Annotated in this window: 8 protein-coding genes; 3 read left to right on the top strand and 5 right to left on the bottom strand. The window is 69.5% G+C overall.

Annotated elements, in window-relative coordinates; genetic code table 11:
* Positions 1–6 precede the first annotated feature (6 nt).
* Positions 7–1278, top strand: a complete 1272-nt coding sequence (locus tag FRADC12_RS13560; protein ID WP_045876931.1) for a cytochrome P450 — start codon at positions 7–9, stop codon at positions 1276–1278.
* Between the two features lie 662 nt (positions 1279–1940).
* On the opposite strand, the gene FRADC12_RS13555 is transcribed toward FRADC12_RS13560, so the two are convergent.
* The 3 genes from FRADC12_RS13555 to FRADC12_RS13545 all read right to left on the bottom strand — a co-directional run bounded on the left by FRADC12_RS13555 (position 1941) and on the right by FRADC12_RS13545 (position 7102).
* On the bottom strand, positions 1941–4478 hold the full coding sequence (locus FRADC12_RS13555) for a transglycosylase domain-containing protein (protein ID WP_045879549.1): 2538 nt from the start codon (positions 4476–4478) through the stop codon (positions 1941–1943).
* 798 nt (positions 4479–5276) lie between these two features.
* A complete protein-coding gene (locus FRADC12_RS13550; RefSeq protein ID WP_045876930.1) occupies positions 5277–6350 on the bottom strand; it encodes an inositol-3-phosphate synthase in 1074 nt (357 codons plus the stop codon).
* Positions 6351–6427: 77 nt separating this feature from the next.
* Positions 6428–7102 carry a PadR family transcriptional regulator gene (locus FRADC12_RS13545; RefSeq protein ID WP_045876929.1) on the bottom strand — a complete coding sequence of 225 codons (675 nt, stop codon included), beginning with the start codon at positions 7100–7102 and terminating at the stop codon, positions 6428–6430.
* 332 nt (positions 7103–7434) lie between these two features.
* Here FRADC12_RS13545 and FRADC12_RS13540 point away from each other — a divergent pair, with 332 nt between their 5' ends.
* On the top strand, positions 7435–7869 hold the full coding sequence (locus FRADC12_RS13540; protein WP_045876928.1) for a DUF5318 family protein: 435 nt from the start codon (positions 7435–7437) through the stop codon (positions 7867–7869).
* A gap of 10 nt (positions 7870–7879) precedes the next feature.
* Here the strand turns inward: FRADC12_RS13540 and FRADC12_RS13535 are convergent, their stop codons facing one another.
* Positions 7880–9652, bottom strand: a complete 1773-nt coding sequence (locus FRADC12_RS13535; RefSeq protein WP_232303772.1) for a substrate-binding and VWA domain-containing protein — start codon at positions 9650–9652, stop codon at positions 7880–7882.
* Positions 9653–9938: 286 nt separating this feature from the next.
* Between FRADC12_RS13535 and FRADC12_RS13530 the strand changes: the two genes are divergently transcribed.
* Positions 9939–11318, top strand: coding sequence for an MFS transporter (locus FRADC12_RS13530; RefSeq protein ID WP_045876926.1), 1380 nt, complete (start codon positions 9939–9941; stop codon positions 11316–11318).
* Here the strand turns inward: FRADC12_RS13530 and FRADC12_RS13525 are convergent.
* Positions 11315–12943, bottom strand: a complete 1629-nt coding sequence (locus FRADC12_RS13525) for a CCA tRNA nucleotidyltransferase (RefSeq protein ID WP_045876925.1) — start codon at positions 12941–12943, stop codon at positions 11315–11317. The genes FRADC12_RS13530 and FRADC12_RS13525 overlap by 4 nt on opposite strands.
* Between the last annotated feature and the right edge of the window lie 159 nt (positions 12944–13102).

Below are 13102 nucleotides of genomic sequence, written 5' to 3'. Positions count from 1 at the left end.
TCACCCATGCCACTCACCGCCCAGAGCCACGACCGCGCCCTCGTCGCCCCGACCAGCGGCGAGTTCCGCGACGCCCCGCTCGAACAAAGGCTTGTTCATCTCGCTCAACTCCGCGAGGCCCCCGGCCTCCCCCTGTTCGACGAACCATCTGTGCCCGGTCTCCCGCTCGGTCCGGGCTATCGGGCAGTAGCCCGCCACGCCGACGTCCTCAAGGCGATCCGCAGGCCGGCCGCCTTCCGCTCCGGCCAGGGATCCCTGTTCATCAACGATCTACCAGCAGGATTCGGGGAGTCCTTCGGCTCGATCATCACCATGGACGACCCCTGCCACCGCAAACTCCGCGCCATCGTCGCCCAGACATTCACCCGACAGAACCTGCGCACGCTACGCGAACAGATCGAGCGAGCCGCCGCGGACACCGTCGAGGCCGTCGCCTCCCGGCGGGAGTTCGACATCGTCACCGACCTCGCGGCACGGTTCTCCCTCCTCGTCATCGCCGGGATGCTCGGCATCCCCGACAGCCAACACACCCGCGTCCTCGAGGCCTCCACCCTCATCGCCTCCGCGGGCGCCCCCGACCTGCTCCCCCCCGAGCACGACCCCGTCCGCGCCGTCCTCGACGCCGGCACCTACCTCGCAGACCTCGCGACCGACCTCGCCGCGTTCCGCCGCACCCACCCCACCGACGACCTACTCACCACCCTTGCCCATGCACAGATCGACGGACAGCCCCTCACCACCGGTGAAATCGCCTCGTTCTTCACCCTGCTGACCTTCGCCGGCCAGGAAACAACCCGCAACACCATCTCCCTCGGCCTATGGGCCCTACACACCCAACCCGACGCCCGCACCACCTGGGCCGCGGACTTCGACCGCCTCGCACCCACCGCCGTCGAAGAACTCGTCCGCTACACCAGCCCCGTCGTCCTCATGCGCCGCACCACCGCCCACGACACCACCCTCGCCGGCCACCCACTCCACGCCGGCGAAAAGATCGCCCTCTGCTTCACCGCCGCCAACCACGACCCCACCCTGTTCACCCACCCCGACCGACTCGACCTCACCCGCACCCCCAACCCCCACCTCGGCTTCGGCGGCCCCGGGCCCCACCACTGCCTCGGCGCCCACCTCGCCCGCGCCGAAATCACCGCACTCCTCCGCGAAACCTTCCACCACCTCCCAAGCCTGATCATCACAGAAGAACCACAGCGCCTGCGATCGATCACCGTCAACGCCCTCACACACCTCCCCGCCACAACCACACCAAAGCCAGCCTGAATAAGGGAGGGCAGGCCCGCAGAAGGGATCAAAGCTCCTATCGTGCACTTCGGTCACTAAGACGTATCTATCACAGCAGTAATCGAAATCATTTGAGAGGGAAGATGACACCAAGACGAAACCTGGCCACCCGAGTCGCGATCGGAGCCTGTGGGACCGCGGCTTTCGCGTCCGTCGGCAGCGCATTGTCCGCCGTTCCAGCCTACGCCGGTGCCCAGTATTTCGATGGATCATATTGGCTGGACTGCACCCACGCTGGATCACAGTACAGCGGCCTTGTTTACGCATGGGCGCCTTATGTCGGCTATAGCAATTCCTCCGAGATTTGGGCACAAAGCTCGGGAGGATGCGATACGGGTAACCCGCCGAACAACATCATCAACAATGTTACGACCACCCTCCAGAAGTCGACCAACCGCGGCTCCTCGTGGTCGAACGCGGCCACCTCCACTGACGTGGGTGGCGGCATAGTTTCGGCTGGACGCACCACCAGTGGTTGCACGTACTGGCGGACGGCCGTCGTCGACAAATTCGACGGCAAAACGCTCGGACTTGTAGGCCCCACCTTTACCGATCACTGCTGACCCAGCTGGCAGAAAGACCACGGGCCTGGCGAGTTCTCACTCGCCAGGCCCGGCTTGTGTCAATGTCCCGTGAGGGTGCTACCCCGATGGAATCCCGAGGACCCCGGTTCTTCGGGTCGTTGGTGTCGGTGCGGGTGTCGCCGTCGGCGGTTTGTTCCCGCCGCCGCCAGAGCCGTTGCCGTTCCCACTGCCGCTGGTACTGGTGGTGCCGCGGTTCTGGTTGGTGCCCCAGCTGGCGAACGGGTTCCACGGGGTGTTCGAGGTGCCGGGGTTGTTGAACAGGTCGCCCGGGGTGAGCGTCGACATGTCGGGGGTCGCGCTGGGCGAGTTGGTCGGGGTGAAGGTCCGGATCGAGCCGCCGTAGACCGGCGGTGGGAACTGCTTGACCGGCTGACCGGTGAGCGCGGCGTTCATGAACGCGTTCCAGATCTTCGCCGGCATCCCACCGCCGTACACGCCACTGGTCGCGCCCGGAATTCCGGTCAGCGCCTCACCCGGCAGCGGCTTCGGATTTTTCGGATCGCTGTTATCCATCAACGCCTGGTCCCGGTACATGTCCACACACGAGGTCAGCTGCGGGGTGAAACCGCAGAACCAGGCACTACGGTACTGCTGGACGGTTCCGGTCTTACCTGCGGCCGGCCGGCCGGTCAGCGACGATTTCGCCGCCGTGCCACCGGGCTGGAGCACCGACTGCAGCGCGAAGGTGGCGTCGGCGACGACTCCGGGCTCGAGGACCTTCTTCGCATCCGGCTGGCCCTGGTAGATCAGGTGGTTCGAGCCGTTGTAGACGGTGTCGACGATGTGCGGGGTCGTCCGGTACCCGCCGCTGGCGATGGAGTTATAAACATTGGCCATCTCAAGCGGGTGAATCGAGTCCTGACCGAGGGTGATACCGGCCAGGTTCTTCAGGTCATCCGAGACTCCCAGACTCTTCGCCATCTGGATGACCTTGGAAACGCCGACGTGATATCCGAGCGGCACATAGACGGTGTTCATCGACTCGCCCGTCGCCTGGATCAGGTTCGCGGAGTCGTAATGGCCGTCGGTCTCGTCGTTGTGGATTACGTAGTCCTGGCCGTTCTCACCCGGCAGCTTCTGCGGATCGGACGCGTCAAATGTCGAGTTCAGGTTGACGCCGTTGCTCAGCGCGGTCAGCAGCGTCACGGCCTTGAACGTCGAGCCCGTCGGAATGCTCGCGTTGGACACCGTGTCGCCGTACGACTTGTAGGTCGGGTCCGAGCTCTGCGGGTTCGTGCCATACTGCGAACCGCCGTACCAGGCGAGGATCTTCCCGCTCGCCGGGTCAAGCGCGACGAGTCCGGTTTTCAGGGTCGCGATCGGGTTCGGGTAGATCGGACCGATGACCTTGTTGACGGCGGCGACGGCATCAGCCTGTCTGACGGGATCGATCGTCGTCGTGATCCTCAGGCCGCCGGTCTCGATCTGTTGCTCCGAGATCCCGTGCGCCTCCAGCTCGGCGACCACCTGGTCCTGGATGTACCGGTTCTGGACGTTGCCATTCGTCGACGAGACGTCCGTCTTCTGTTTCACCGTGGACAGCGGGTAGTCCGGCACCGAGCTCAGCCACTTCTGGGAGATCATCGTGTTGACGACCTCCTTCCACCGTGCCTTCGCGGCGTCCGTGTGGACCACGGGGTCGAGGTAGTTCGGCTGCCGGATGAGACCGGCGAGGATCGCCCCCTGCGCGGCCGTCAGCTGGCTCGGCGGGATGCCGAAGTACGCCTCAGAGGCGGCGTAGATGCCGTACGAGTTACGGCCGAAGTAGATCGTGTTCAGGTAGTACTGAAGGATCTCGTCCTTCGAGTACTTGTGGGACAGCTTGACCGAGATCACGATCTCCTTGATTTTTCGGGAGAACGTGCGGTCCTGCGTCAGGTAGGCATTCTTGACGTACTGCTGCGTGATCGTCGAGGCGCCCTGCTGGACGCTGCCGCTCTTGAGGTTGACCAGCAGCGCCCGCGCGATGCCGCGGTAGGAGATGCCCGGCTCGGTGTAGAAGTTCTTGTCCTCGGCCGCGAGCACCGCCTGCTGCGCCGGCTTGGAGACCTGCGACAACGGGACGTCGGTCCGGTTGGTCGTGCCGAACCGGGCGAGCTGGGTGCTCTTGTCGGAGAAGTAGATGATCGACGTCTGGTCGGTCTTGATCGAGTCCGGCAGCGGCACCTTGGTCGCCGAGTACAGGATCGCGCAGGCGGCGACGAACAGCAGGAAGGTGCCCAGCGAGCCGAAGATGACCAGGCGCCGCATCCACAGCGGCCGTTCCCGCCAGATCCGCGGACCGTGCGCGCCGACCTTGCGGCCGGGACGGGCGGGGCCGTCCGGCGCCGCGTTGGGGTCGTTCGGCCCGCCGGGGCGCCGATGGCCGCCGGGGCCGGTTGGCCTGCGGGGAGCCAGGGCGGCGCCGTCGGCGCCGACGCGACGGTAGGTGGTGGCGTTCTCGTCGCGGTCGCGTACCTCGATCTTGCTGAGCGCGGCCTGGTCGACGGTGTCGTAGACAGCGTCGCGCTCGGCCGGATGCAGGGGACGCCGACCTCGGTCGGAGACTCCCCGGCCTCGGTCGGAGATGCCACGGCCTCGGTCGCCGATCGCCATGGTTCCGGTAACCCCGCCACCGGCACGCGCGCCGGTCGGGCCGTTCGCGCGGCCGGCGCCTGTGCGCGGGCCACTCGGCCGGGCGCCCGTCGCGCCTGTCGCGCCAGTCCGGTTGGCGGTAGCCCGCGGATGGTAGGAAGGCCGGTCGGTCGGCGGAACACCATCATCGGCGGCGGGACGCGCGCCGGCCCGGTCGCCACGGCCAGCGGGCGGACGGGCACCAGTAGCGCCGGTACCACCGTTGACGCCACCTGGGCGCGGGCCGCGCCCGGCCACCGGCCGCTCGGGCCGCTCACCGCGGTCGCCACTCGGCCGCGCGGAGCGGCCGGTGCCGTCGTCGTCGGCCGGCCGCTCGGGCCGGTCGTAGCGACCGGGCCGCGGGCCGCCGGGGCGCGCCCCGTTGTCGACCGGGTCCGCGAAGCCGCGCGACGCGCCACCTGGCGGCGTCGGACGCCGCCGGGTTGGTTCCTGATCATTAGGCAGGCTCAAAGCCGTCCCGTCCTTCCCGCACCGCGACCAGGACTGGGACAATACAGACAGTTCGGTCGCGTTCGGTACATGGAAGCTCAGGGTCTCATGTCCGGCTGTGGGCCCGACCAGCACCCCCTGCGCGCCCCTGATGCAGCTACTGCGCCGTCACGTCGAGGCTGATAGCAGGACGCGCAAGGCCCGCTGTGGGTTGCGCCGGTGCGTCTCATCGGCTCGGACGGCCAGGCCCGACACACGACGAGGGTCGGGCCACCCCCTCCGGTGGCCCGACCATCGTCGCTGTACGTACTCAGTTGTGCGCGAGGACGACTACTCCTCGCCGAGGATGAAGGCCTCGACCTTGTCCCGGGCGACGCTGTCCCGGTACTGCTCCGGCGGGGACTTCATGAAGTAGCTCGACGCCGACAGGATCGGGCCGCCGACGCCGCGGTCCAGGGCGATCTTGGCGCAGCGCACCGCGTCGATGACGACACCGGCGCTGTTCGGGGAGTCCCAGACCTCGAGCTTGTACTCCAGGCTCAGCGGGACGTCGCCGAACGCGCGGCCCTCGAGCCGGACGAACGCCCACTTGCGGTCGTCCAGCCAGGCGACGTAGTCCGACGGGCCGATGTGCACGTTGCGCGCGCCCATGTCGTGCGACACCTGCGAAGTGACGGCCTGGGTCTTGGAGATCTTCTTGGACTCCAGCCGGTCGCGCTCCAGCATGTTCTTGAAGTCCATGTTGCCGCCGACGTTCAGCTGCATCGTGCGGTCCAGGATGACGCCCCGGTCCTCGAACAGCTTCGCCAGCACCCGGTGGGTGATGGTGGCGCCGACCTGCGACTTGATGTCGTCACCGACGATCGGCACGCCGGCGGCGCGGAACTTCTCGGCCCACTCGGGGACGCCGGCGATGAAGACCGGCAGGCAGTTGACGAAGCCGACGCCCGCGTCGATCGCGCACTGGGCGTAGAACTTGGCCGCGTTCTCGGACCCGACCGGCAGGTAGCAGACCAGCACGTCGGCCCGCGCCTCACGCAGGGCGGCGACGACGTCCACCGGCTCCTCGTCGGACTCCTCGACGGTCTCCCGGTAGTACTTGCCGAAGCCGTCGTAGGTGTGGCCACGAGCGACGGTTACCCCGGTCGGCGGGACGTCAGCGATCTTGATGGTGTTGTTCTCGCTGGCGCCGATGGCCTCGGCCAGGTCACGGCCGACCTTCTTCGCGTCGATGTCGAACGCGGCGACGAACTCGAGGTCGGAGACGTGGTAGTCACCGAGCTGGACGTGCATGAGCCCAGGTACCTGCTCGGACGGGTCGGCGCTGCGGTAGTACTCGACCCCCTGGACGAGCGACGCGGCGCAGTTGCCAACGCCGACGATGGCGACACGTACCGAACCCATGACGGTCTACTCCTTTAGTTACGCGGAATGCATGCGGGACAGTGGGCCAACTGGGGCGCCGCGACGGTCATCGGCGTTCACCGGGGCCCGGGGACCTCACCGTCGGGGTCCTGGGATGTTGCGGGTGGTGCCGCGGGTGGCACCAATGGCCGAACTTCGGCTGGCCGTACTGCCGCCTGCGGCTGCGGCGCTGGCTCCGGCAAGCCAAGATCCTCCATACCAGGCTGGCCGTGAGCGCGTTCCGTCTCGATCAGCTCTGTGAGCCAGCGGACCTCACGTTCGACGGACTCCAACCCGTGACGCTGCAGCTCAAGGGTGTATGCGTCGAAGCGCTCCCGGGTGCGGGAAAGCGCCGAACGGACCTTCTCCCGCCGCTCCTCCAGCCGGGTGCGCCGGCCTTCGAGGATCCGCAGCCGCACAGCGGCGTCGGTCTTCCCGAAGAAGGCGAAGCGGACGCCGAACATCTCGTCTTCCCACGAGGCCGGGCCGCCCTCGCCGAGCAGCTCGGTGAGCCGTTCCTTCCCCTCGGCAGTGAGGGTGTAGACGACCCGGCTGCGCCCGCCGATCCGGGCAGCCGCACCGGCGTCGTCGGCGGTGACGAAGCCCTCGGCCTGCAGCTTGCGCAGGAGCGGGTACAGCGAGCCATAGCTGAACCGGTGAAAGGCCCCGAGCACGGCCGCGAGCCGCTTGCGCAGCTCATACCCGTGCATCGGGCTCTCGGAGAGGATCCCGAGCACCGCGAGCTCCAACATCGCGCCGCCCTCCCCTCCGCACCGATGTGTCCCCGATATGTCGAGCCAACGTGTCGACACAACATATCGAGCCGATACATCGACCTTAGACGACTCGGGACGACCATGGCAACAGGGGATGTCTCACCGGTGTCCGGCTGGCGGCGGCATGATGACCTTCCAACCAGACGGCGGGCCGTCGCCGGGGCCCCCGCCGATTCCGCCCCCTGATCACCTACCAGGCTCGAACCCGCAGACCAGGACCGACCCGGAATGGGTGGGGAAGTGGCGAAGGCGGCCGGAGCCGTCGAACGGGGGCTGCCGGGCCAGGGTGTGGCGGTACCGTGGCAGTCATGGGACCCGGGCCGGGAGCGAGGTCGGTCATCGACTACGCCCTTGCCCGCCGGGCGGCGCTGACCGGCCTGCAGGCCGGCCGGGTCTCCCGGCCAGAGGTCTGCGACGCCAGCCCGTACCTGCTGCGGGCCGCGCGCCACCACGGCGAGCCGACCACCAGGACCTGCCCGGTCTGCCTCGCGGGCGACCCGGAGCGCCCAAAGCCCGGCGACCCGCTGGTGAACGTCATCTACGGCTACGGCGACGAGCTGGGCGGCACCTCGGGGCGGACGTGGGCGACCGCGGACCTGCCCACCCTTGCCGGGCGGTTCAGCGAGCTCCAGATCTACGTCGTCGAGGTGTGCGCCGAGTGCGGCTGGAACCACCTGGTCACGTCGTACGTCATCGGGACCGGCGGGCCGCCGGTCCGCCGGGTCAGCCGCCGCGCCGAGTGAGGCGCGGCCGTTACCGGTCGGTCAGGGCGTTGACCATGACCTGGAAGATCGAGTTCGGGTCCTGGGCCGGGTAGCTCTTCGAGCCGGTGGCCGCCGAGATCTGCCGCAGCGCGTCCAGGTCGGCGTCCGCGCCATAGCCGATCGTGATGATGTGGACCGGCGCCTTCGGGTTGTACTCGGCCTTCAGGGCCGAGACCAGCTGGGTGAGGGTCAGCGAGCTGGTCGGATCGTCGTTCTGCCCGTCGGTCAGCAGTACCACCTGGTTGGGCTTGTCGGGCTGGTACTGCGCGGTAAGGCTCTCGAACGCCGCCAGCGCGGTCGCGTACAGCCCCGTCCCGCCCTTCGCCTTCAGCCCGTTGACGGCGGCCACCAGCGCTTCCTCGCGGGTACCTGTGCCAACCTCGTCGCTCATCGGCCCGACCGGCACCAGCTCCCGGTAGGGCTTGTTGCCGTCGAGTCTGGTGGAGAACTGCCACAGGCCCAGCCGGCTGTCCTTGGCGAACAACGGGATGGCCGCGTCGGCCGCGCCGACGGCGATCTGCAGCCTGGTCTTTCCACCGCTGTTGGCGACCGGCAGGTCCATCGAGCCGGAGGTGTCGTACACGGCCAACGTGTTCCCGCGCTGGTGGATACCGATGAAGGTGTTCCGGGCGGCGTTGATGGCCTTGCCGTCGAGGGCCGCCCGCGGCTCGGTACGAAGCGTCGGGGCGAAGCCGAGGCTCTCGGTGAGCTTGGGGTTCTGCCGGTCCGGCGACCGGAAACCGGCCGACTGGAACGCCGCCTGGCCATGCGGGCCGGTGAGCTCGGCACGGAAGTCGGCCGCGGCGGCGGCCCGGTCCGAGCTGGCCGGAAGCTCGAGCGGCTGGTAGCTCGCCTCGTCCACGACGAGGCCGTCGGTCGGGTAGGCGGCGACGAGCGGCACGGCGGCGGGCGCCAGCGCCCCCGCGCTGATCGAGTCATCGCTGGCGACCGTGGCGCTGGTCCCGACATTCGCCTGGTACACCATGCTTTCCGGCATGACCAGCGCGGACATCTGCGCCGGCGCGTTCTTGCCCCAGCCGACGTAGGAACCAAGCAGGTCGGTGTCCGAGTTGGCGACGAGGTCGGCGCCCCGCTCGAACGTGAGGATCGCGCCCTTGGTGTTCAGGTCGCCGCTGAACTGCGCCGCGGTCAACGCCGACGACGGCTGGCCGACGGTGCTCGCCACCACGTTCAGCACCGCGGCCAGGCCCGCCGACGAGGTCTGCGGGTTCGCGAACCCGATGCTGAAGTCACCCCACTCGGGGTGGCCGCGCCCGGCCCAGAATGACGGCGAGTTCTCGTTCGCGCGCAGGTCGGCCCAGCTGAGCTGTCGGTCCGGCCAGCCGAGCGCGACGGCCAGGGGCCGCGGCATCGCGAGCACAACCGGGGAGCTGGCTATGACCGTCCCCGTCCCGCCGAGCATCTTCACCCCGGCCGGGCCCGCCTTCGCCAACGCGACCCAGCCGGCCGACTCGGGCACCCACACGTCCGGGGCCTGGCCGTACTGCTGGTCGGTCCAGCCGGAGGCGATCGCCTCGGCCGTCTGCCCGCTGTCGACGGTCTCGATCTTGACCTGGACGCACTTGCCCAGCACCTGGTGCCGCTCGTTGTTGTAGGTGGCGGCGATCTGGGTGAGCGGCGCGGTGAGCGTCGACCCGGTGCGCACCGTCAGCGGCATCGTCTGGGCGCAGCCGGCGCCCGGCTCGTCGCGGCTCACCAGCCGGGTGCTCGCGACATAGCCGCCACCCGCCAGCAGAAGCACAACGACGGCCGCGATGAAAATCTTGACCGGAGCAACGGACCGACTGGACGGACGGTGACGGGGGCGGTGACGTGCGTCGGCCATCGGACCGGACCTCCGCGACACTGGGTACGAGAGGCCCGAACATAACGCCTAGTGAAGAATCCTTGCCAAACGCAACACTGGTTGTGATGGGGTTGGGCGCGCTTCACCGGTCGCTGACGACATGATGTGACGCCCTAGGTGCGCCGCGCACCAGACAGCCTCCGGCACCGGATGGTCGCCGGAGCTTCTAGGCTGTTGGGATATGGCGCGGGCGGGGAAGCTACGGGAGTTGCTGGACGTCCCCGGGTTCCGGGCGCTTTACGCGTCCCGGCTGACGTCACAGACCGCCGACGGGATCTTCCAGGCGAGTCTGGTGAGCTACGTGCTGTTCTCGCCCGAGCGGGCCACGTCGCCGGGTGCGTTGGCCGCCGCGCTGGCCATCGTGGTGCTGCCGTTCAGCGTGATCGGGCCGTTCGCCGGGATCGTGCTCGACCGGGTGTCGCGCCAGCGGGTCCTGGTCTACTGCTCGCTGGTCCGCGCGGCGCTGTTGGCGGTCCTGGCGGTACTGATCGCGGCCGGGCACACCGGTGCGGACTTCTACGTCGTCGCGCTCGGGGCCGTCAGCGTCAACCGGTTCGTGCTGGCCGCCCTCTCGGCCGGCCTGCCGATGGTGGTCGACCTCGAGTGGCTGGTCAGCGCCGACTCGCTGTCCGTCACCTCGGGAACGGTCGCCGCGCTGGTCGGCGGTGGCATCGGCACCGGCGTCCGCGGGCTCACCGGCGGCCACGACGCCTCGGTCGCGCTCGTCGCGGGGCTGGCGGGGCTCGCCTACCTGGGCGCCGCCGCGACCGCGGCGACCCTCGCCGACCGGCGGATGTTCGGCCCGGCCGAGGTCGGCGACTGGGCCGGCAGCACGGAGCAGCTGCGACGGGTGGCGTTCGACTTCGCGGATGGTGCGCGGGTGCTGTGGCGCGCCGGCCCGGCCCGGCGCGCACTCGCCGCGCTGACCGCGTCGCGGGCGGCCTACGGGCTGGTGCTGTTCATGACGATCCTGCTCTACGCCAACTACTTCAAGGGCGATGACGGCCGTCTCTGGGGGCTGGCGGCCGTCGCCGTGGCGAGCGGGATCGGCACCGTGCTGGCGGCTGTGGCCACCCCGGCCGTCACCGCGCGGATGCCACGGGCCCGCTGGATCCTGATCGTGCTGACCGGTGGTGGCGTCGTCGAGATCGCCTTCGGGCTGCCCTACTCCTCGGTGCTGTTCGTCCTCGCCGGCCTGCCGCTGGGCTTCTCCGCGCAGGCCAGCAAGATCTGCGTCGACACGATCGTCCAGGAGCACGTCCCCGACGCCTACCGCGGGCGGGCCTTCTCGCTCTATGACCTGCTGTTCAACGTCGCGTTCGCCGGCGCCGGGGCCGTGGCCGCGCTCGTGGTGCCGAAGAACGGCCACTCACCCGGCACGATCATCGCGGCCGGAGCCGGCTACCTGCTCGCCGGCGTGATCTACTACCTGGCCGCCCGACGCCACCCGACCGACCTGCGCATCGCCGTGGACGGCACCACGCAGCCCGCCGGGACGTCCGAGCCGACGCCGCCACCGGCGGCCGTCACGGCCGCCGGCCCGGACATCTCGTTTCGTTAGTCGCCAGCCGTTGGAGAGCCCGGGATCTCAAGCCCTTTAGCGCTAGCCCAACGCAGAAGTTCGGCGACGGCCGCGTCACGGCCGACCATGCCCATGTCGAAGCGGAAGTCGAGCATGTGCTGGCGCGCCTCGCCGACCAGCCGGGACGGCCGCAGGCCCAGGATCTCCATGATGTCGTCGCCGGAGAGCTCGGGCCGGATCGCGGAGATCTCCTCCTGCGCGGCCAGCGCTGCGATCCGCTCCTCCAGCGCGTCGTAGTGCCGGGCGAGCATCGCGGCCTTGCGCTTGTTGCGCGTCGTGCAGTCGGAGCGGACCAGCTTGTGCAGCCGGCCCAGCTGCGGGCCCGCGTCGTGCACGTACCGGCGCACCGCCGCGTCGGTCCACTCGCCCGTGCCGTAGCCGTGGAAGCGCAGGTGCAGGAAGACCAGCAGCGTGATCGCGTCGCCGACGTCCTTCGGGAAGCGCAGCGCGGCCAGCCGCTTGCGGGTCATGTCCCGGCCGACCACCTCGTGGTGGTGGAACGAGACGCCACCGCCGGCGGCGTGCCGACGGGTACGTGGCTTGCCGATGTCGTGCAGCAGCGCGGCCCAGCGCAGCACCTCGTCGGGGCCGTCGTCCTCCAGCTCGATCGCCTGGCGCAGCACGGTCAGCGTGTGGGTGTAGACGTCCTTGTGCTGGTGGTGCTCGTCGATCTCCATCCGCAGCGCGGGCAGCTCGGGCAGCACGACGGCCGCGGCACCGATGTCGACCAGCCGCCCCAGCCCGCGGGCCGGGTCCGCGGACACGACCAGCTTGCGCAGCTCGTCGCGGACCCGCTCCGGCGCGACGATCCGCAGCCGGTCCACCCGGGCCCGCATCGCCTCGACCAGCTCCGGAGCCGGGGCCAGGCCCAGCTTCGCCTCGAACCGGATCGCGCGCAGGATGCGCAGCGGGTCGTCGTCCAGGGACACCTCGGGCGGGCCAGGGGTGCGCAGCACGCCCCGGGCCAGGTCGGCCATGCCCCCGAACAGGTCGACGAACTCGTGGTCGGGGACGGAGACCGCCATCGCGTTCACGGTGAAGTCCCGGCGCAGCAGGTCCGCCTCCAGGCTGTCGCCGTAGGAGACCGTCGGGTTGCGGGAGCCCCGGTCGTAGGACTCGGCGCGGTAGGTGGTCACCTCCAGCCGGGTCCCGGCGCGGGCGATGCCCACGGTCCCGAAGGCGATCCCGGCCTCCCAGGTCGCCTCCGCCCAGCCGCGGGTGATCTCCAGGACCCGCTCGGGCCGGGCGTCGGTGGTGAAGTCGAGGTCCGGCACCTCCACGGCCGCTCGTGCAGGTGATGTTCCAGGCGCTCTTGCCGATGACGTTCCAGGCGCTCTTGCCGCTGCGCTGCCAGGTGTCTTGGCCGGTGCGGTGCCAGTGGTGCTTGCCGGTGAGGTGGCCGCCGGCCGCGCCGACGAGGTCGAGGCCGCCGGCGTGATGTCGCCCAACAGGGCGTCCCGGACGGAGCCGCCGACCAGGTGCAGCCTGTGCCCATGCGCGGCGAAGATCCGGCCCAGCTCGTCGGCGAGCGCCGGGACCTTCAACATGTCGGCCACCACGGCCTCCGCGGAGTCACGCGGGTTGTCGAGACTGATGACAGACACCTGCTCAGGGTAGCGGCGATCGAGACTGAAGCGCCCCGGGCTCACGTCCCGCACAGGGTCTGGGGGCCGTCCCCCAGAGGGTCACGCAGCACGGTAGTCACCCACGCGAGGTGTCGTCGGCGACAGAGCTCCTGTCGGTACCGGACAAGCCGGACAGTC

Origin of the sequence: Pseudofrankia sp. DC12, assembly GCF_000966285.1 — a bacterium.
GTDB lineage: Bacteria > Actinomycetota > Actinomycetes > Frankiales > Frankiaceae > Pseudofrankia.
This window is presented reverse-complemented; position numbering and strand designations above follow the sequence as displayed.